Raw genomic sequence first — 18,594 nt, 5'->3', positions numbered from 1 at the left:
GCGCTGTTCGTCGGCGGGTGGTCAGACCCTCTTGTAGAACAACGTGGTCGGCCGCAGCACCCCGCCCGGGTCGGCCGCGTAGTCCGGGATCACGCCCGCCTCGGTCCAGCCCGCCGCCCGGTACAGGCGCTCGGCGGCGGAGCCGGTCTGGGTGTCCAGCACCAGCAGGGACGCGCCGCGCGCCGCCGCGCCCTTCTCCGCCGTCGCCAGCAGCTCACGGCCCAGGCCGCGGCCCCGGAAGTCCCGGTGCACCAGCAGTTTCAGGACCTCGGCGCGGTGCGTCCCGTTCGGTGTGGTGGTGAGCGCGACCTGGACGGTGCCGGCGATCCGGCCGTCCACCCGGGCCACCCACACCACGAGCACCCCGTTCGCCACGCCCGCCGCCCGGGACTTCCACCACGCCGCGGCCTGCGCGTGCGGCAGCGGCGCCAGGAAACCGACCGACGCGCCACCCTCGACGGCGTCGCGCAGCACGTCCGCCAGCTCGTCGGCGCAGGCCAGGACGTCGGCCGACAGCAGCTCCTCGACCCCGGTCACGGCTGGGCGTGCTCGTGCAGCAGGAGCAGGGTGTAGGCGGCGATCGACTGGGCGTCGGTGATGTCACCGCGCGCCACCATCGCCTCGAACTCCGCCCGCGGGAACCACGCCGAGCGCATGTCCTGCTCCTCGTGCTCGCGCTCGTGGAAGCCCTCGGTCAGCTCGGTGGCCAGGAACACCCGGCCGCGCTGGCTGGACATGCCCGGCGCGACGTCCAGCACACCCAGCTCCACCAGCTTCCCGGCGCGCAGCCCGGTCTCCTCGCGCAGCTCGCGCTCGGCCAGCGCGCGGGGGGTCGGTTCGGTGCCGTCCGGCGCGGTGCCCTGGGGGAACTCCCAGCGCCGCATCCCCAGCGGGTAGCGGAACTGCTCGACCAGCCGCAACCGCTCCCCGTCCAGCGGGATGACCAGCGCGTAGTCCGGCTTGTCCACCACGCCGTAGATCCCGGTCGTGCCGTCGGCCCGCCGGATCGGGTCCTCGCGGACCGTCATCCACGGGTTCGCGTACACCTCGCGCGATCCGAGGGTTTCCACGATCACTCTCCCTGTGCCAGCTGCGAGCGCCTGCGCCCGTAGGCGAAGTACACCACCAAGCCCACCACGGACCAGATCCCGAACGCCAACCAGGTCACCGGCGCGAGTCCCGCGACCAGCAGCACGCACAGCGCCACGCCCAGCAGCGGCACCACCGGCACCCACGGCGTCCGGAACCCGCGCGGCAGGTCCGGCCGGGTCCGCCGCAGCACGATCACACCCACGTTGACCAGCCCGAACGCCACGAGCGTGCCGATGCTGGTGGCCTCCGCGAGCTGCCCGAGCGGCACCAGCGCGGCGAGCACCGCGACCACGCCGCCGACGATGAGCGTGTTCGCCGCGGGCACCCGACGCGCTCCGATGCGGGCGAACACCCGCGGCACCAGGCCGTCCCGCGACATCGCCACCAGCACCCGGGTCTGTCCATAGAGGACGGTCAACACGACGGACGCGATCGCCACCACCGCACCCGCCGAGAGCACCACCGACGGCCACGACGCCCCGGTCACGTGCTGGAGCACCGTCGCCAGCGACGCGTCCGACCCCTCCAGCACGCCGACGCCCACCGCACCCACGGCGGTCAGCGCGACCAGCACGTACACGACGGTCACGATCGCCAACGAGATCACGATGGCCCGCGGCAGGTCCCGCTGCGGATTCCGGGCCTCCTCACCAGCGGTCGAGGCGGCGTCGAACCCGATGAACGAGAAGAACACCAGCGAGGCGGCCCCCGTCACCCCCGCGATCCCCGCAGGCGCGAACGGCGCCAGGTTCTCCTGCTGGAACCCGAATACCGCCACCACGACAAAGAACAACAACACGGCGACCTTCAACACGGTAGTCACCGTCGTGACCAGCGCACTTTCCTTCGCGCCACCCAGCAACACCGCCGTAGCCAGCAACACCACGACAGCCGCCGGCAGGTTCACCACTTCGCCGGACAAGGCCGCCGGCAGCTCAACCCCCACCGTCGCCTGGAGGAACGCGTTGAGGTACCCGCTCCACCCCACCGCGACCGCCGCCACCGACACGCCGTACTCCAGCAGCAGGCACCACCCGCAGACCCACGCCACCAGCTCGCCCAGCGTGGCGTACGCGTACGAGTACGCCGACCCCGACAACGGCACCGCCCCGGCCAGTTCGGCGTAGGACAGCGCGGAGAACAAAGCGGCCAACGCCGCCACGACGAACGACACCGCGACCGCCGGCCCCGCGACCGGCGCGGCCTGCCCGAGCACCACGAAGATGCCGGTGCCCAGGGTCGCGCCGACCGACAGCGCGACCAGCGGGACCAGCCCCATGGTGCGGCGCAGACCGGTCTCGGGGGTGCGTTCGACGGGTTTGGTGCGAAGCAGTGACACGACGACCGACGGTACCTGCCGGTGCTCCGCCCCTCGCACCCCGTAGCCTGTCCGACCGTGCGCCTCGTCATCGCTCGCTGCCAGGTCGACTACGTCGGACGCCTCACGGCCCACCTCCCGATGGCCCAGCGCCTGCTGCTGATCAAGGCCGACGGCTCGGTGTCGATCCACTCCGACGACCGCGCGTTCAAGCCGCTGAACTGGATGAGCCCCCCGTGCTGGCTCATCGAGGACCCGGACATGTGGGTCGTGCAGAACAAGGCGGGCGAGAAGCTGATCATCACCCTCGCCGAGGTCCTCCACGACTCCAAGCACGAACTCGGCCCCGAGCCCGGCCTGGTCAAGGACGGCGTCGAGGCCGACCTCCAGAAGCTCCTGGCCGAACACGTGACGACTCTCGGCGAGGGCTGGACCCTGGTCCGCCGCGAGTTCCCCACCCCGATCGGCCCGGTCGACCTGATGTGCCGCGACGAAACCGGCGCCTCGGTCGCGGTCGAGATCAAACGCCGAGGCGAGATCGACGGCGTCGAGCAACTGACCCGCTACCTCGAACTCCTCAACCGCGACCCGTTGCTGGCCCCGGTGCGCGGCGTGTTCGCGGCGCAGCAGATCAAGCCCCAGGCGCGGACCCTGGCCGAGGACCGCGGCATCCGCTGCGTGGTCCTGGACTACGACGAACTGCGCGGCATCGAACCGGACGAGTTCCGCCTCTTCTGACGGGTCACCCGAAGGGAGGACAACGCCGGCCGGCGTGTATCCGGGCGCCCGTCGCTGCCCCTTGTGGTTCAGCGGATTGTGCTGACCGGCGGAGGGCGTCATGGCGGCTCGGCTCGTGGTGGTGAGACCTGCCTCGTTGCGGGGTTCGGCGTTCGTCGTGGCCGCCGACCGGGCTGTGGTCGGCCGGGCGGGCGGGGTGGACATCCGGATTCCCGACCGGTCCGTCAGCTCGTGCCACGCGGCGATCGTGCGGCGGGGTGGTCGGGTGGTCGTCGAGGACCTGGGGTCGACGAACGGCACGGCCGTGAACGGCACCACCGTCTCCACAGCCCGGCCCCTGAACAACGGTGACGTCATCGGGTTCGGCGGCGTCGAGTTGCGGTTCGAGGAGGCGTACGACGGCAGCGCCACCGGGTTGTTCGAGCCGGTCGACCGGGGCGTGAACTTCGAGATCCCCGAGCAGCGCGCCGAGGTGATCAACAACGTCGGGCGTGACCAATACGTCCTGCACCAGCGGGACGGGTTCCTGCGGGAGATCGCCGCGACCCGCACCCGCGCCACCCGGCTCATCTGGCTGGGCGCGGTCCTGATCGTCGGTGGTGGCGCGGTGTTCGCGGGCATGGTGCTCAAGTTCATGAGCGACCTGAGCCTCCCGACGTTCCCGCAGGAGCCCGGGGTCATGCCGGATTTCGACTTCATGGGGCCGCGGATCGGCGGCATCCCGATCGGGCTCATCGGCTGGGCGGTCTGCGGGATCGGCAACGTGCTGCTGATCGCGGGCATCGTCCTCCACGTCGTCGCGACCGCGCGCAAGCGCAAGGTCGACGCGCGTTTCCCCGTCCGCCAACCCTGAGGAGGCAGCAATGGCCATCAACATCGGCAGCCAGCACGCCGGCGTGATCAACAACGCCGAAGGCGACCAGAACGTCTACATCGGCAACGCCACCTACACCACCCTGGTCGACCGGGTCCGCGCGGAGCTGCGCAACGTGCCGTTGCCGCCGGCCGTGCAAGCCGAGGTGAACGCCGAACTCGACGCCGTGGGCACGTCGACGGACCAGCAGGCGGTCGGCCGGGTCGGTCGGGTCATCGGGCTGCTCCGGTCGGCGGGCGCGCTGGCCGGTGCGGGCGGCGGCCTGGTGACGGCGTTGTCCGCACTCGTCGGGTCTTTCGGCGAATTGGGTCAGCCGCTCGCGGCGATGCTGCCGTAGACATCGGCCGTTCGGGCGCGTGGCACCGGGAAATTCGCGATATACGCTTTACGCCCCCGTGAAAATCCCCTGGAGCGTCCGCCGTGCGAAGACGAAGACGAAGATCCGGTCGGCTCGCGTTGATCTTTTCCGGAGTTCTCCTCGGATCGGGTTGTGCCGCCGAGGACACCTTGCCGCCGCTCGTCCAGACGCCGAGTTCGGTCGCCGTAGCGCCCGCCCACCTCGCGGCACAACCGTTGTCCGGCAAGGCGGGGGGCGAGGTTCGGCTCAGCGGCGAGGGGTATCCCGCGCACACCCGAGTCGTCTTCACGTTCCACGGGCAACGCGTCGGTGACGCCACCACGGACGGCGCCGGGCGCTTCGTCGACGTCGCGGTGAAGGTGCCCGAATCATTCGACGGTTCCACGCCCGGCGCGCAATTCGTCATCGGCGCCACCGCGGGTCCGTTCTACGCCGAAACGCCGTTCGTGCTCACCCGGTAGCGTTCGAACTCGGCCAGTTCCACGTGCGCGGTGACGAGTCCCGCGTCGATGCGGCCCGGGTACACGCGGCGGTCGGTCCATTGGCGGAACGCGATGCCCTCGCGCATGGCGCCGGCCGGGCCGTGCAGCACGTAGCCGCCCGCCGCCGACCGTTCCTGCAACGCGTGCACCAGGTCCGGCGGGCCGGCGCACCACGTGCGCTCGAACCCGGCGACGGACGCCGCGCCCTCCAGGTACTCAAGAGCCAAAGACCACGGCACGCCCGGCACCGTCGCGAGCACGAACACCAGCGGCAGGTGGTCGGGGTAGTCCTCGGCCGCCGCGTCGGTCACCGCGGCGAGCGCGTGCCCGTACCCGGCGTCCCGCCCGCCGCGCCCGTCGGCGTCACCGAGCCGGTGGTAGAGCAGGACCAGCCGCCCGGCGGCGCGGTGCCGGGCGAGCGCGCCCTTGTGGTGGCTGACGCAGCGCGGGTTCGTCGGGTAGCCGATGGGCCGGAACAGGAACCGCAGGTCGTAGCCGCCGGTCCGGGTGTACTCGGCCAGTTCCCACGGCATCAGCTCGCGCGCCGTGTAGTCGACGCCGTACGCAGTCGCTTCACCTGTTGGGGTCACGCCCGGGACTACGGGGTTTAAGCCCGGGTAGTTCAGATCGGCGAGATCCACTCGTGCGCACTACGGTCGGCTGATCGGGTGTGCGTTAGTGTCCGATGTTGTTTGAGCTTGTTGAATGTGGAGGTGGGCGACGGTGCCCGTGCTCGCGCAGGCAGACCTCCGGCTCGACGCCGGGCCGCTCGACTACGCGCTGCTGGCGGTCTACTTCGTGTTCGTCCTGGGCATCGGGTTCCTCGCCCGCCGCTCGGTGTCGTCGAGCCTGGACTTCCTGCTCTCCGGCCGCTCCCTGCCCGCGTGGGTCACCGGTCTGGCCTTCATCTCCGCCAACCTCGGCGCGATCGAACTGCTCGGCATGGCGGCGAACGGCGCGCAGTACGGCATGGCGACCGTGCACTACTACTGGATCGGCGCGATCCCGGCCATGGTGTTCCTCGGCCTGGTGATGATGCCCTTCTACTACGGCTCGAAGGTCCGCAGCGTCCCCGAGTTCCTGCGCCGCCGCTTCGGCACGGGCGCGCACCTGGTCAACGCCCTCAGCTTCGCCGCCGCCCAGGTGCTGATCGCGGGCGTCAACCTCTACGCGCTGGCGTTCCTGCTCAACCTGATGCTCGGCTGGCCGATCCCGTTCTCGGTGGTCATCGCGGCGGCGATCGTGCTCACCTACACCGCCCTCGGCGGCCTGTCCGCGGCGATCTACAACGAGGTGCTCCAGTTCTTCGTCATCGTCGCCGCCCTGCTGCCGCTGACCATCGTCGGCCTGCACAAGGTCGGCGGCTGGCAGGGCCTGGTGGACAAGGTGACCGCCGGGCCGGGCGGGGCGGAGCAGCTGTCGGCGTGGCCCGCGACCGAGCTGACCGGCATCCAGAACCCGGTGCTCAGCGTCATCGGCATCGTGTTCGGCCTGGGCTTCGTGCTCTCGTTCGGCTATTGGACGACGAACTTCGCCGAGGTGCAGCGCGCGCTGTCGGCCAAGAGCATGTCCGCCGCCCGGCGCACGCCGATCATCGGCGCCTACCCCAAGGCGCTGATCCCGTTCGTGATCATCATCCCGGGCATCATCGCGGCCGTCGTGGTGCCCGAACTCGCCGCGCTCAAGGCCGGTGACGGCAGCGCCGGCGTCGTCTACAACAACGCGCTGCCCGCGCTGATCGGCGAACTGCTGCCCAACGGCATGCTCGGCATCGCCATCACGGGTCTGCTGGCGTCGTTCATGGCCGGTGTCGCGGCGAACGTGTCCTCGTTCAACACGGTCTTCACGTACGACCTGTGGCAGGACTACGTCCGCAAGGACCGGCCCGACGAGTACTACCTGCGCGTCGGCCGGCTGGCCACGATCGGCGGCACGCTGGTCGCCATCGGCACCGCGTTCCTGGCCGCCGGCTACGGCAACATCATGGACTACATCCAGGCGCTGTTCTCGTTCTTCAACGCGCCGCTGTTCGCCACGTTCATCCTGGGCATGTTCTGGAAGCGGATGTCGGCGGCGGCGGGTTGGACCGGCCTGGTCGCGGGCACCTTGGCCGCCGTGGTGGTGTTCGTGCTCGCCGAGACCGGCGCGGTGGACCTGCCCGGCCAGGGCGCGAGCTTCGTCGGCGCGGGCGCGGCGTTCGTCGTGGACATCGTGGTGAGCGTCGCGGTGACCATGTGGACGCGGCCGGTGCCGGAGGAAAGGCTGGTCGGGCTGGTGTGGAGCATGACCCCGAAGGAGAACCGCCGGCACTCCACGACCGGCGAGGACGCCGGCTGGTACCGGTCGCCGGCGCTGCTGGGCATCGGGGTGCTGGTGCTGACCGTCGTCCTCAACATCGTCTTCGGCTGATCGAACCGACCGGGAGGGTTCGTCATGGTGCGCAAGGCCGGTCTGTTCGACCTGCGGCTGGTGATCGCGATGCTGTTCGCGGTCTACGGGGTGGTCCTGGTGGTGGTCGGGTTGGGCTTCACCGACGAGGCCGACCTGGCCCGCGCGGACGGGCTCAACATCAACCTGTGGACCGGGGTCGGGATGCTGGTGCTGGCCGCGCTGTTCGCGTTGTGGGCGTTCCTGCGGCCGGTGGTGGTCCCCGACGAGGTCGACGGTGACCTCAAGGCGGGGGACCAGGTGTAGTCAGCGCCGGGGGTAGACGGGGTTGAAGGCCTCCACCGTCCAGGCGTCGAACCAGCGGACCGCGCGTCGGATGCGCTCGCGCACTCGGTGCTCCTCTCTTCGTGGGTTCCACCTGTTACAGCGAGTCGATCTTCTGGATCGTTTCCGAACGCGGTGGTGAGGCCCAACACAGGGTTCTCGCCACGGATGGCGCAGTCGATCGCTACCGTGCACTCCGTGCATCGACTCGTCGCCGTCCTGTGCGCGCTCCTCGTCGTCACCGGCTGCGCCGCCGGTTCCGACCTCGCCAAGCACAAGCCGTACCCGCGCTCGACCGTGAAGGCGAACGCGGAGGCCGTGTCCGAGTCGGGCACCCAGCCCACCACGTCGGCCGAGGGGCAGCCGGTGGACGCCGCGTTCGCCCCGGACAAGCTGCGCCTGATCGACCCGTGCGAGCTGCTCGACCGCAAGCTGCTGGAGCAGGTCGGCAAGCCCGGCGAGGTGTCGCCGACCGGGTTCAGCCGCTGCTCCAACTTCATGGCGGACGCGGCGGGCAAGGACCTGGCGGTGACCATCGAGGTCGGGCAGACCATGACCACCGAGGTCAAGAACGCCGACAAGACGCTGTCCGGGCTGAAGAGCTACGAGCAGACCCTCGACAACGACGCGTGCTTCGTCTCGGTCATCACCCAGGAGCGGCCCGCGCTGGGCATGACCGTGCAGATCGGCTACAAGGACGGCGACGCCTGCGCCCCCGGCCGGAAGGTCATGGAAGGCGCGTTGAAGACCATCCGCGAACGGGGTGCCACGCGCTCCCCGGCGAAGGGCTCCCTGGTCACCCTCGACCCGTGCGTGCTGCCGGACAAGGCGGTGGTCGACGCGGCGGCGACGGCGTCCAACCGGCAGTACCCGTACGGCCTGCACAGCTGCACGTGGGTCGCCGACGGCCGCGACCTGGTGTTCGACCTGCGCTCGACGTTCGTGCCGGACGATCGGAAGTTCGACGACAAGCAGGTCGAAGTGGACCTCGGCGGCGGGGTCAAGGGGTACCAGCTTGCCAGCACGGGCGCGTACCCGTCGTGCACGGTCAAGTGGGTGCACCGGATGGACGCGGACCAGGAAGGCGAGGTCGTGGAGATCAAGTCGGCGGGGGCGAAGAAGTCGGAGTTCGACCGCTGCGCGACGGCCGTGGCCTTCGCGAAGGGGGTCCTGCCGAAGCTGCCCAAGGCGTGAGGGTGCGAGGCTGAACGGGGGCTGACGGGAGCGCTTGTTACCCGTTACTCTCCAGTAACACCTCGCGCACCTTGGAGGGCCTCCCATGACGCAGACCGCTCCCACCACGCCGTTGCGGGTCGACGACGAGCAGAAGCGGTTCGCCTCGCTCGACCCGCGCACCGGGGAGGTCATCGCGCACCACCCCGTGCACGGCGAGTCCGACGTGCGGGCGGCCGTGGAGCGCGCCCGGGTGGCGGCGGCCTTCTGGGACGACCTCGGGTTCGACGGGCGCAAGGCCCGGCTGGACGCGTGGCGGAAGGTGCTGGTCAAGCGGCTGGACGAGTTCCAGGCGCTGATCTGCGCGGAGACCGGCAAGTCCGCCGACGACGCGCGCACCGAACTCGCCCTGGTGATCGACCACCTGCACTGGGCGGCGAAGCATGCGCCCAAGGTGCTGGGCAGGCGGCGGGTGTCGCCGGGGATGTTGATGTACAACCACGCCGCGACGCTGGAGTACCGGCCGCTGGGCGTGGTCGGCGTGATCGGGCCGTGGAACTACCCGGCGTTCACGCCGATGGGGTCGATCGCGTACGCGCTCGCGGCGGGCAACGCGGTGGTGTTCAAGCCCAGCGAGTTCACGCCCGGCGTCGGGGTGTTCCTGGAGGACACGCTCGCCGAGGTGGTGCCGGAGTACCCGGTGCTGCAGGTGGTGACCGGGTACGGGGAGACCGGCGCGGCGCTGTGCGCGGCCGGGGTGGACAAGCTCGCGTTCACCGGGTCCACGCCGACCGGGAAGAAGGTCATGGCGGCGTGCGCGTCGTCGTTGACCCCGGTGCTGGTCGAGTGCGGCGGCAAGGACCCGCTGATCGTCGCCGAGGACGCGGACGTGGCCGCCGCCGCCGAGGGCGCGGTGTGGGGCGGGATCTTCAACTCCGGGCAGACGTGCGCCGGGGTCGAGCGGGTGTACGTGGCCGACGCGGTGTACGACGAGTTCGTCAAGCTGGTGGTGGAGAAGGTGAAGAAGCTGCGGCCCGGCGGCGAGCCGGACGCGGACTTCGGGCCGATCACCATGCCCAAGCAGGTGGACGTCATCCAGTCGCACGTCGCCGACGCGCTGGACAAGGGCGGGAAGGCGCTCGTGGGCGGGCTGGAGTCGATCCGGCCGCCGTACGTCGAGCCCGTGGTGCTGGTGGACGTGCCGGACGACTCGACGGCGGTGACCGACGAGACCTTCGGGCCGACCCTGGTGGTGACCCGCGTGGCCGACGCCGACGAGGCCGTGCGCAAGTCGAACTCGCTGCCCTACGGGCTGGGCGCGACGGTGTTCTCGCGCAACCGGGGCGAGGAGATCGCGGCGAGGCTGCGCTGCGGGATGGTGTCGATCAACTCGGTGCTGGCGTACGCGTCCGTGCCGGGGCTGCCGTTCGGCGGGGTCGGGGAGTCCGGGTTCGGCCGCATCCACGGCGAGGACGGGCTGCGCGAGTTCACCTACGCGCACTCGGTGACCCGCAAGAAGTTCGGCGGGCTGCTCAACCCGATGACCTACGAGCGCAGCTCGCGCACCATGCGGCACGTGCTGCGGTTGGTACGGCTCCTCTACGGGCGCTGAGGATTCGGCGCTGAGGATTCGGCGCTGAGGATTCGGCGCTGAGGGATTTCGGCGCTGAGGGGTTTCGGCCGGGCCGTTCGCCCTCGGGTGGGGTAGGAATGTGGTGACCATCGGCGAGGGAGGTCACCATGAAGAAGATCATCAACGATCCGGCGACCGTGGTGGCGGACGCGCTGCGCGGCATGGCCGCCGCGCACCCGGACCTGCTCGACGTCCAGTACGACCCCGCCGTGGTCGTCCGGGCGGACGCGCCGGTCTCGCGCAAGGTCGCCGTCATCTCCGGCGGCGGGTCCGGCCACGAGCCGCTGCACGGCGGGTTCGTCGGGCGGGGGATGCTCGACGCGGCCTGCCCCGGCGCGGTGTTCACCTCACCCACCCCGGACCAGGTGCGGGCGGCCATCGCGCGCACCGACGGCGGCGCGGGCGCGCTGCTGATCGTCAAGAACTACACCGGCGACGTCCTGAACTTCGAGACCGCCGCCGAGCTGGCCGCGGTCGACGGGGTCGAGGTCCGCTCGGTGGTGATCGACGACGACGTGGCCGTGAAGGACTCCCTGTACACGGCCGGTCGGCGGGGCGTCGGCGGGACGGTGTTGCTGGAGAAGATCGTCGGCGCGGCGGCCGAGCGCGGGGTGGACCTGGACGGCTGCGAGGCGTTGGCGCGCAAGGTGATCGGGCAGGTGCGCTCGATGGGCCTGGCGCTGTCGGCGTGCACGGTCCCGCACGCGGGGGAGCCGAGCTTCACGCTGGCCGACGACGAGATGGAGCTGGGCATCGGCATCCACGGCGAACCGGGCCGGCAACGGGTGCCCGTGGGACCGGCGTCCGAGCTGGTACCGGCGCTGCTGGACCCGATCGTGGAGGACCTGCCGTTCGCCGAGGGTGACCGGGTCCTGCTGTTCACCAACGGCATGGGCGGCACGCCGCTGATCGAGCTGTACCTGGCGCACGGGATCGCGGAGCGGCTGCTGGCCGAGCGCGGGATCGTGGTGGAGCGGCGGTTGGTCGGCCCGTACATCACCAGCCTGGAGATGCAGGGCATGAGCCTGACGCTGCTGAAGCTGGACGACGAGCTGATCGACCTGTGGGACGCCCCCGTGCACACGCCCGCCCTGCGGTGGGGCCTGTGATGGCGGCCGGGTGCACCACCGAGGGCCTGGCCGACGCCCTCCGCGCCGCGGCGAGGGTCATCTCCGAACACCGCGACGAACTGATCCGCCTCGACCGAGCGATCGGCGACGGCGACCACGGCGAGAACATGAACCGCGGCTTCACAGCTATGGTGTCCAAACTGGACACTTCGGAGCCGGCTTCCCCCGCCGCTGTCCTGAAGCTAGCCGCTTCGACACTGATCTCGACGGTAGGCGGCGCAGCCGGACCTTTGTACGGCACGGCTTTCCTCCGCGCAGCCGCCGCCGTGGGTGATGCTGCGGAGTTGGATCCTCCTTTGCTGGCAAAGGCTTTGCAGGCCGCTTTGGAGGGTGTGGTCGCCCGCGGCAAGGCAGCCGTCGGCGACAAGACGATGGTGGACGCTCTCACTCCGGCCGTCGCTGCGGCGGAGTCGGTAGCCGTGACCGGCGGCGATGTGGCCTCGGTCCTGGCAGCGGCAGCCGAGGCAGCCGAACAGGGAGCGGAATCCACCGTGCCGCTGGTCGCGCGCAAGGGCCGGGCGTCTTATTTGGGGGAGCGCAGCGCCGGGCACTTGGATCCAGGCGCGCGGTCGACGGCGCTGTTGCTGCGGACGTTCGCCGGGAGCGCCCGGTGATCGGCGTGGTGGTGGTGTCCCACAGCCGCCGCTTGGCCGAGGGGGTGGCGGAGCTGGCGGGCCAGATGGCGCCGGACGTGACGATCGTGCCGTCCGGTGGGGATGGTGCGGGCGGTCTGGGCACGGATTTCCTGGCGGTGTCGGAGGCGATCACCCAAGCCGGCCCTGATGGTGTGGTGGTGCTGTACGACCTGGGCAGTGCACGGATGGTCGCCGACATGGCGGCGGAGGAGTCGTCGGTAGAGGTCCGCGTAGTCGACGCCCCGCTGGTGGAGGGCACAGTAGCCGCAGCCGTTGCCGCACAAGGAAACGCACCTCTGGAAGCGGTAGCCGGCGCGGCCGCCCGCGCCGTCGAGGAAGCAGGCTGGGCGCGCCCCGACTCTGGCCTCCGGCCCCCGTCTCCATTGTCCCACGGGGCACCGACAATTCCAGGCGGTGAAGGCGGCGGCGACATCGCTGCGGACAACGCTCCCCAGGCCGACAGCGCTTCGGCGAGCGACAGCGCTTCGGCGAGCGACAGCGCTTCCGGGGGCCATGGCGCTGCCGGGGGCGGCGGCGCTTCCGGGATCGCCAGCACCTCCGAGGACGACAGCGCTTCCCAGGGTGACAGCGCTTCCCAGGGCGATAGCGCTTCCCAGGGCGATAGCGCTTCCCAGGGCGATAGCGCTTCCCGGGGCGACAGCGCTTCCCGGGGCGACAGCGCTTCCCGGGGCGCCAGCGCCGTTTTGTCGGTGGTCGGTGGGACAATGGAGACGGGGGCCGGAGGCCGCGCCGATGTGGCCGGCGAGGTTCGAGCGCAGGTCGTGTTGACCAATGACGTCGGGTTGCACGCTCGGCCTGCCGCGCTCGTCGTGCGGTCGCTGGCGGGGCTGGATGCGCGGGTCGCGGTGCGGTTTGGTGATCAAGAAGCCGATGCCACCAGCGTGCTCGCGCTCATGGGGCTCGGTGCGCCCGGTGGGGGTCGGGTCGAGGTGGTCGCGTCCGGGGCCGACGCGGCCGAGGCGGTGCGGAGGGTGGAGGACCTCGCTGCCCGCAACTTCGACGAATGAGCTGTTGAGACGGGTCTTGACCGGTTTCTTGCTCGATACCGATGGTGAAGCTCACGCGAACGACGGGTGACCGCCGTGGGATAGTCGGGCGCAAGTTACCGTCCGGTAGCCACTCCGCAGAGTGGGAGGTATCGCAGTGACGCGCCAGTTCACCAAGGTGGGAGTCGTCGGCCTCGGCACGATGGGCGCCGGCATCGCCGAAGTACTCGCCCGGACCGGCCTCACTGTCGTCGCGGTGGACGTCGACGAGGAGGGCCTGACCCGCGGCCGCGGTCACCTCGACCACTCCACCAGCCGCGCGGTCGCCAAGGGCAAGCTCGACGATGCCGCCCGCGCCGAACTCCTCGGCCGCATCAGCTACGCCACGTCCCTGGACGCGCTCGCCGACGTCGACCTCGTCATCGAGGCCGTCCCCGAGCGCATGGACCTCAAGGCGCAGGTGTTCGCCGACCTGGACCGCATCTGCCGCCCCGAGGTGGTGTTCGCGTCCAACACGTCGTCGCTGTCGATCACCGAGATCGGCGTCCACACCGGACGCCCCGGCAAGGTCGTCGGCATGCACTTCTTCAACCCGGCGCCGGTGCTCAAGCTGGTCGAGGTGGTGCGCACGGTCGTCACCGAGCCCGACGTGGTCACCGACGCCGTCGCGTTCGCCGAGAGCCTGGGCAAGTCCCCGGTCGTCATCGGCGACCGCGCCGGGTTCATCGCCAACGCGCTGCTGTTCGGCTACCTGAACCACGCCGTGCGCATGTACGAATCCCGTTACGCCACAAGGGAAGACCTCGACGCGGCGATGCGCTACGGCTGCGGCTACCCGATGGGTCCGCTGGCACTGCTCGACCTGATCGGCCTGGACACCGCGTACGAGATCCTCGACACGATGTACCACCAGTCCCGCAACCGCCTGCACGCCCCGGCGCCGCTGCTCAAGCAGATGATCACCGCCGGTCTGCTGGGCCGCAAGAGCGGGCGCGGCTTCTACACCTACGACGGTCCCGACTCGCCGAACGTCGTGCCCGACGCGCTCACACCGGCCGCCGCGTCCTCGGACGCGCCGACGCGCGAGGTCCAGCGGGTCGGCGTCATCGGCACCGGCACCATGGCCACCGGCATCGTCGAGGTGTTTGCCAAGCGCGGCTACGACGTCGTGTTGCGCGCCCGGTCGCAGGACAAGGCCGAGGGCGCGGTCGGCAAGGTGCGCAAGTCGCTGGACAAGGCGGTGTCGCGCGGGAAGCTGTCCGAGGCCGACCGCGACGCCACGCTGGCCCGCATCACCCCGGCTGTCGAGTTCGAGCACCTCGCCGACTGCGACCTCGTCGTCGAAGCGGTCGCGGAGGAGTTGGAGATCAAGAAGGCCGTCTTCCAGGCGCTGGACGAGGTCTGCAAGCCGGGCGCCGTGCTCGCGACCACGACGTCCTCGCTCCCGGTGATCGAGTGCGCGGCGGCGACCTCGCGACCCGGTGACGTGGTGGGCCTGCACTTCTTCAACCCGGCGCAGGTGATGAAGCTGGTGGAGATCGTGGAGACAATCGCCACCTCCGCCGACGTCGTCGCCACGGCCCGCCGGATCTGCCTGGACCTGGGCAAGGTTCCGGTGCACTGCGGCGACCGGGCCGGCTTCATCGTCAACGCACTGCTGTTCCCGTACCTCAACGACGCGGTGAAGATGCTGGAGGCGCACTACGCGGACGCCGACGACATCGACAAGGCGATGAAGGTCGGCTGCTCGCTGCCGATGGGCCCGTTCGAACTGCTGGACGTCGTGGGCCTGGACGTGTCGCTGGCGATCGAACGCACCCTGTACCTGGAGTTCCGCGAGGCCGGCTTCGCCCCCGCGCCGCTGCTGGAGCACCTGGTGACGGCCGGTCGACTGGGTCGCAAGACGGGCAAGGGGTTCCGGGACTACACCTGAGTCACGGGCCGTTGCGCGCGTTTGGCATCGTGGTGACCATGCGGCGTGTGGTTCTCTCGCTCTTGGTGGCGGCACTTGGCGTATCCGGTTGCGCCTACAAGGTGAACGGCACGCCGGTGGCCGGCGTGCTGGACGTCGACCCACCTTTCTCGTCCGCTCCGCCGACGCCGACGTCGGGTTCGACGTCGGCGTCGGGCACACCGAAGCCGGACCGGAACGTCGGCGACATCTGCAAGCTGTTGACTTGGCGCGATCTTCCGTACGACGTGCGGGACAAGTCCGCACCGCCGACGGAAACCGACTACGACCCGTCGTTCGACCAGTCGTGCAAGTGGCAGACCTCCGTCGACAAGCTGGACGTCGGTGTGACCCTGCGCTTCCGCGGTGGTCGGCCGATCTCCCTGGACACCAGCAACGGCTCGTTCGACGTGGGCGGCCGGAAGCTGACGTACTTCGACCGGACGACGGACACGTCGGTGCAGCCGTCGTGCGTGCTGGTGATGGACTACGCGGGCGGGGGAATCGGGATCATCGTGATCGACGGTTCGGCCCGGTTCGGGGCGATCTGCGACCAAGGCAAGAAGGTCGCGGAAGTGCTGCTGTCCAAGGAACCCAAGGGCTGACCCGCATGCGCACGCCACCAGCACGCCCGCCGGAAGGGCTGTAAGTCCGCGCCTTGGCCGCAGATCCACGCAAGTCGCACAACCGCGCCAGGTCGCACAACCGCGCCAGATCGCACAACCGCGCCAGGTCGCACAACCGCGCCAGGTCGCACAACCGCGCCAGGTCGCAGAGCCGCGCCAGGTCGGCTGGGGCGGACCACGTTGGGTCGGCTGGGGCCAGGTCGGCTGGGCCGGACCAGGTCGGGAAGGCTCGGCCAGGTCGGGCCGGCTCGGGGCTGGGCCAGATCGGGCTGGGCCTGCTTGGGGCGGGGACGGTTGCGGTGTCCGGCGGGCTTTGCCTGGGCGGCTGCGGTTTGCGTTGGTTGCCCGGAATGTTCCGACTTGTTCCGGTTAGGCCGAGTGCGTGGTTCGGGCGGTTTGGGCGATTTGCCCGAATTGGCAGGATTGGCAGGGTTGGCGGTCAGCTGCAGCAGCCGCCGCCGCAGCAGCCTCCACCGCCGGCTTGCGGGGCGGACTGGGTGGCTTTGCCGGAGAGGCCTGCCATGGAGAGGAGTTTCACGGTGTCGTCGTGGCCCTGGGGGCACGGGGCGGGGGTGGAGGCTTCGGTCATGGGGCGCTTGACGTCGAAGGTGGCTCCACACGCCTTGCAGCGGAACTCGTAGGTCGGCACGTGCCTATTGTGGCTGCTTCGCGGGTAGCAGCACCAGCGCGGGCACCAGGGCCGCGGCGAGGCTCGCGAGGAGGGTCAGGATCGGCAGGCCGTGGGCCCAGCCCAGGCCGGCTGCGGCGGCGTGGGCGCCGGAGAAGGTCGCGAGCCAGGTGCGGGACCGAGGACGGAGCCAGGCGGTGACCAGGGCGGAGCCGGAGGTGACCAGGAGGATCGTGCTGGCGGCCAAGAGCATGCCGGGCCGGTTGCCCAGGGAGGCCAGGCCGTGACCCGGGCCGGTGCCGAGGCCGTCGCCGCCGCCGACGCCCGCGCCGGCGCGGATGGCGGGGATCGCCAGGACCGCCATCTCGGCGAGTAGGACGGTGCTCACGGCACCCTGCTGCCACTTGTTCACGCCGTGGACCGTAAGGGATCAAGGTCACCACCTTCATTACCCTGGGACCTCGTGCCGCGTCGCAACCGTTCCCAGCGTCCCGCCGAGCCGAGTCCGCCCGGTGGGGGTGCTTGGCCGCGGGCGGAGAGCGGGGCGGACGGGGAGTGGCTGGTTCGCGACGTGTCCGGGGCGGCGACCACGAAGACCTACCGGTGTCCGGGGTGCGACCACGAGATCCGGCCGGGGACGCCGCACCTCGTGGCTTGGCCGGCGGGGGACTACGGGTCGATCGAGGACCGGAGGCACTGGCACCAGGGGTGTTGGGCCTCTCGGGGGAGGCGGGGGCCGACCACTCGTCGTTGGTGACCGAACCGGGTGGAGGGTGGAACCGCTCGGGGTTGGTGAGGGGCGGGGAAGCTGGTCGGTGTTGGTGTGGTGGGTCGGTGGCGAAGGGGTGGGCCGGGTGAGGGGGTGCCGTCTTCCCGCGCTCCTTGTTTACGGGACGTTTGAGGTCGGGGTTGGTTTCGGATTCTGCATGTCGCACGAACGGGTGATTGGGGTTCTGGCTGTGGGTGAGGGTGTGCGGATCACCGGGAACACCCTGTTGCCGGCTCGTCGGGAGGCGGTCACGTTGGTGACCGAGGACGGGTTGCGGCTGGTTGGGGAGTTGGCGTTGCCGGAAGGGCGGGAGCCCGTGGCGACGTTGGTGATGTTGCATCCGTTGCCCACGCACGGCGGGATGATGGATTCCCACCTGTTGCGGAAGGCGGCTTGGCGGTTGCCCGCGTTGGCGGGTGCGGCGGTGTTGCGGTTCAACACACGGGGGACGGCCAGTGCGGCTGGGCGTAGTGAGGGCAGCTTCGACAACGCCAGGGGCGAGCGACTGGATGTCGCCGCCGCGCTGGCGTTCGTCGCCGACCGGGGACTGCCCGACGTCTGGCTGGTCGGGTGGTCCTTCGGCACGGATCTCGCGTTGATGCACGGGTGTGACCCGCGCGTTGTCGGGGCGATCCTGATCTCACCTCCTCTGCGTTGGAGCACGCCGGAACATCTCGTGCGCTGGGCGGACAAGCGGGTGGTGTGCCTGGTACCGGAGCACGACTCCCACCTGCCCCCGACCGAGGCCAGGCGGCGGTTCGGTGCGGACCTCCCGACCGCGGACGTGATCGACTTCCCCGGCGCCAAGCACCTCTTCGTCGGGCAGTCCGACGAAGTGCTCGACGCGATCGTGTCCGCGGCCCTGCCCGAGGTGCCCACACCGCTGCCGCGCACCTGGTCCGGCCCCTGCGAGAAGCGTCAGGCCATCACCACCACCTCCTGACGCCGGTAGACCAGCACCGGCCCCTCGGCCGTGACGGCGTCGCCCACGTGCGCGAAGCCCAGCTTCTCCGCGACGCGCTGGGAGGGCTTGTCACCGGGGTCGGTGATGATCACCACCGGACGGTGCGGACGCTCGCGCCGCGCCCACTCGACGGCCGCGCGTGCCATCTCGGGCGCGTAGCCCCGGCCCCAGTGGCGGGGCCGGAAGCGGTAGAACAGGTTGAGCGTCCGCTCACCGTCCAGCTCGTGGTGGCGCAGCCCGCCGAAGCCGATGACCTCCCCGGTCTCCGGCAGCACCACCGCCCAGTACCCGATGCCCTCGTGCGCCCAGTGCGCCTGCCACTGCGCCAGCAGGTCGGCCGTCTCCGCGGCGGACGGCGGCCCTGCTGGGTTGTGGCGGTTCGTCTCCGGGTCGGACAGGATGGCGATCGCGGCACGCAGGTCACCCGGGCCGACGCGCCTGAGGACCAGGCGGTCGGTGCGGATCTCTTCCGGGTTCGAGGTCATGGGACGAAGGTAGCGAGGG

Annotated in this window: 22 protein-coding genes; 15 read left to right on the top strand and 7 right to left on the bottom strand. The window is 70.6% G+C overall.

All coding sequences use genetic code 11. The annotated features are described in order from the left end of the window. Positions 1-21: 21 nt before the first annotated feature. Genes RIN75_RS22390 through RIN75_RS22380 form a run of 3 tightly spaced genes read right to left on the bottom strand, consistent with a single transcriptional unit; the run spans position 22 to position 2,371 of the window. Positions 22-537 (bottom strand): GNAT family N-acetyltransferase, encoded by a 516-nt coding sequence (locus RIN75_RS22390; RefSeq protein ID WP_309113949.1) that lies wholly within the window; start codon positions 535-537, stop codon positions 22-24. Beyond that, the gene (locus RIN75_RS22385) at positions 534-1,070 is read right to left on the bottom strand and encodes an NUDIX hydrolase (protein WP_309113948.1); all 537 of its coding nucleotides are present in this window, start codon (positions 1,068-1,070) and stop codon (positions 534-536) included. The genes RIN75_RS22390 and RIN75_RS22385 overlap by 4 nt, the downstream gene beginning before the upstream one ends. A 2-nt stretch (positions 1,071-1,072) precedes the next feature. Beyond that, complete coding sequence (locus RIN75_RS22380) at positions 1,073-2,371, bottom strand: amino acid permease (protein ID WP_309113973.1); 1,299 nt, start codon at positions 2,369-2,371, stop codon at positions 1,073-1,075. A 117-nt stretch (positions 2,372-2,488) separates the two neighbouring features. Between RIN75_RS22380 and nucS the strand changes: the two genes are divergently transcribed. From nucS to RIN75_RS22360, 4 genes are all read left to right on the top strand, one after another. Further along, positions 2,489-3,148: an endonuclease NucS gene (nucS, locus tag RIN75_RS22375; RefSeq protein ID WP_309113947.1), complete on the top strand. Its 660-nt coding sequence runs from the start codon at positions 2,489-2,491 to the stop codon at positions 3,146-3,148. Between the two features lie 100 nt (positions 3,149-3,248). Then, entirely contained in the window at positions 3,249-4,001 is a 753-nt protein-coding gene (locus tag RIN75_RS22370) for an FHA domain-containing protein (RefSeq protein WP_309113946.1), read from the top strand. A 10-nt stretch (positions 4,002-4,011) separates the two neighbouring features. Further along, positions 4,012-4,359 carry a hypothetical protein gene (locus tag RIN75_RS22365; protein WP_309113945.1) on the top strand — a complete coding sequence of 116 codons (348 nt, stop codon included), beginning with the start codon at positions 4,012-4,014 and terminating at the stop codon, positions 4,357-4,359. A 170-nt stretch (positions 4,360-4,529) separates the two neighbouring features. Continuing rightward, the gene (locus RIN75_RS22360; RefSeq protein ID WP_309113944.1) at positions 4,530-4,841 is read left to right on the top strand and encodes a hypothetical protein; all 312 of its coding nucleotides are present in this window, start codon (positions 4,530-4,532) and stop codon (positions 4,839-4,841) included. On the opposite strand, the gene RIN75_RS22355 is transcribed toward RIN75_RS22360, so the two are convergent. After that, positions 4,808-5,452 (bottom strand): hypothetical protein, encoded by a 645-nt coding sequence (locus RIN75_RS22355; protein WP_309113943.1) that lies wholly within the window; start codon positions 5,450-5,452, stop codon positions 4,808-4,810. The two genes, RIN75_RS22360 and RIN75_RS22355, sit on opposite strands and share 34 nt — an antisense overlap. Before the next feature lie 133 nt (positions 5,453-5,585). On the opposite strand from RIN75_RS22355, the gene RIN75_RS22350 reads away from it, so the two are divergent. The 9 genes from RIN75_RS22350 (at position 5,586) to RIN75_RS22305 (ending at position 15,708) form a co-directional block, all read left to right on the top strand. Next, positions 5,586-7,271, top strand: coding sequence for a sodium:solute symporter family protein (locus RIN75_RS22350; protein ID WP_309113942.1), 1,686 nt, complete (start codon positions 5,586-5,588; stop codon positions 7,269-7,271). A gap of 24 nt (positions 7,272-7,295) precedes the next feature. Then, a complete protein-coding gene (locus RIN75_RS22345; RefSeq protein ID WP_309113941.1) occupies positions 7,296-7,556 on the top strand; it encodes a hypothetical protein in 261 nt (86 codons plus the stop codon). Positions 7,557-7,772: 216 nt separating this feature from the next. Then, positions 7,773-8,768 (top strand): hypothetical protein, encoded by a 996-nt coding sequence (locus RIN75_RS22340; RefSeq protein ID WP_309113940.1) that lies wholly within the window; start codon positions 7,773-7,775, stop codon positions 8,766-8,768. An 85-nt stretch (positions 8,769-8,853) separates the two neighbouring features. Continuing rightward, complete coding sequence (locus tag RIN75_RS22335; protein WP_309113939.1) at positions 8,854-10,359, top strand: aldehyde dehydrogenase family protein; 1,506 nt, start codon at positions 8,854-8,856, stop codon at positions 10,357-10,359. Positions 10,360-10,487: 128 nt separating this feature from the next. Beyond that, positions 10,488-11,489 (top strand): dihydroxyacetone kinase subunit DhaK, encoded by a 1,002-nt coding sequence (gene dhaK / locus RIN75_RS22330; protein WP_309113938.1) that lies wholly within the window; start codon positions 10,488-10,490, stop codon positions 11,487-11,489. Beyond that, positions 11,489-12,124 carry a dihydroxyacetone kinase subunit DhaL gene (gene dhaL / locus RIN75_RS22325; RefSeq protein ID WP_309113972.1) on the top strand — a complete coding sequence of 212 codons (636 nt, stop codon included), beginning with the start codon at positions 11,489-11,491 and terminating at the stop codon, positions 12,122-12,124. The genes dhaK and dhaL overlap by 1 nt, the downstream gene beginning before the upstream one ends. Continuing rightward, complete coding sequence (dhaM, locus tag RIN75_RS44185; RefSeq protein WP_375296003.1) at positions 12,121-13,173, top strand: dihydroxyacetone kinase phosphoryl donor subunit DhaM; 1,053 nt, start codon at positions 12,121-12,123, stop codon at positions 13,171-13,173. Before dhaL ends, dhaM begins: the two co-directional genes overlap by 4 nt. A 136-nt stretch (positions 13,174-13,309) precedes the next feature. Beyond that, positions 13,310-15,085 (top strand): 3-hydroxybutyryl-CoA dehydrogenase, encoded by a 1,776-nt coding sequence (locus RIN75_RS22310; protein WP_309113937.1) that lies wholly within the window; start codon positions 13,310-13,312, stop codon positions 15,083-15,085. 38 nt (positions 15,086-15,123) lie between these two features. Further along, on the top strand, positions 15,124-15,708 hold the full coding sequence (locus RIN75_RS22305) for a DUF3558 family protein (protein ID WP_309113936.1): 585 nt from the start codon (positions 15,124-15,126) through the stop codon (positions 15,706-15,708). A gap of 460 nt (positions 15,709-16,168) precedes the next feature. Here the strand turns inward: RIN75_RS22305 and RIN75_RS22300 are convergent, their stop codons facing one another. Both RIN75_RS22300 and RIN75_RS22295 read right to left on the bottom strand, forming a co-directional pair. After that, positions 16,169-16,378, bottom strand: coding sequence for a zinc ribbon domain-containing protein (locus RIN75_RS22300; protein ID WP_309113935.1), 210 nt, complete (start codon positions 16,376-16,378; stop codon positions 16,169-16,171). 4 nt (positions 16,379-16,382) lie between these two features. Then, positions 16,383-16,769 (bottom strand): hypothetical protein, encoded by a 387-nt coding sequence (locus RIN75_RS22295; protein ID WP_309113934.1) that lies wholly within the window; start codon positions 16,767-16,769, stop codon positions 16,383-16,385. Positions 16,770-16,820: 51 nt separating this feature from the next. Between RIN75_RS22295 and RIN75_RS22290 the strand changes: the two genes are divergently transcribed. Together RIN75_RS22290 and RIN75_RS22285 are read left to right on the top strand one after the other, a co-directional pair. Next, positions 16,821-17,114: a hypothetical protein gene (locus RIN75_RS22290; protein WP_309113933.1), complete on the top strand. Its 294-nt coding sequence runs from the start codon at positions 16,821-16,823 to the stop codon at positions 17,112-17,114. Positions 17,115-17,316: 202 nt separating this feature from the next. Then, entirely contained in the window at positions 17,317-18,069 is a 753-nt protein-coding gene (locus tag RIN75_RS22285; RefSeq protein ID WP_309113932.1) for an alpha/beta hydrolase, read from the top strand. On the opposite strand, the gene RIN75_RS22280 is transcribed toward RIN75_RS22285, so the two are convergent. After that, positions 18,045-18,575: a GNAT family N-acetyltransferase gene (locus RIN75_RS22280; RefSeq protein ID WP_309113931.1), complete on the bottom strand. Its 531-nt coding sequence runs from the start codon at positions 18,573-18,575 to the stop codon at positions 18,045-18,047. The two genes, RIN75_RS22285 and RIN75_RS22280, sit on opposite strands and share 25 nt — an antisense overlap. Between the last annotated feature and the right edge of the window lie 19 nt (positions 18,576-18,594).

This window comes from Saccharothrix sp. (assembly GCF_031180885.1).
Taxonomy (GTDB): Bacteria; Actinomycetota; Actinomycetes; order Mycobacteriales; family Pseudonocardiaceae; genus Actinosynnema.
The sequence above is the reverse complement of the archived record's forward strand: the minus strand, read 5'-3'. Positions and strand labels throughout refer to the sequence as shown.

Excerpts from the sequence above, each read along its gene's own strand:
- RIN75_RS22380 (WP_309113973.1), bottom strand. The coding sequence starts at position 2,371 with ATGGGGCTGGTCCCGCTGGTCGCGCTGTCGGTCGGCGCGACCCTGGGC.
- RIN75_RS22365 (WP_309113945.1), top strand. The coding sequence starts at position 4,012 with ATGGCCATCAACATCGGCAGCCAGCACGCCGGCGTGATCAACAACGCC.
- RIN75_RS22370 (WP_309113946.1), top strand. The coding sequence starts at position 3,249 with ATGGCGGCTCGGCTCGTGGTGGTGAGACCTGCCTCGTTGCGGGGTTCG.
- RIN75_RS22345 (WP_309113941.1), top strand. The coding sequence starts at position 7,296 with ATGGTGCGCAAGGCCGGTCTGTTCGACCTGCGGCTGGTGATCGCGATG.
- dhaK (WP_309113938.1), top strand. The coding sequence starts at position 10,488 with ATGAAGAAGATCATCAACGATCCGGCGACCGTGGTGGCGGACGCGCTG.
- RIN75_RS22335 (WP_309113939.1), top strand. The coding sequence starts at position 8,854 with ATGACGCAGACCGCTCCCACCACGCCGTTGCGGGTCGACGACGAGCAG.
- RIN75_RS22280 (WP_309113931.1), bottom strand. The coding sequence starts at position 18,575 with ATGACCTCGAACCCGGAAGAGATCCGCACCGACCGCCTGGTCCTCAGG.
- dhaL (WP_309113972.1), top strand. The coding sequence starts at position 11,489 with ATGGCGGCCGGGTGCACCACCGAGGGCCTGGCCGACGCCCTCCGCGCC.
- RIN75_RS22305 (WP_309113936.1), top strand. The coding sequence starts at position 15,124 with ATGCGGCGTGTGGTTCTCTCGCTCTTGGTGGCGGCACTTGGCGTATCC.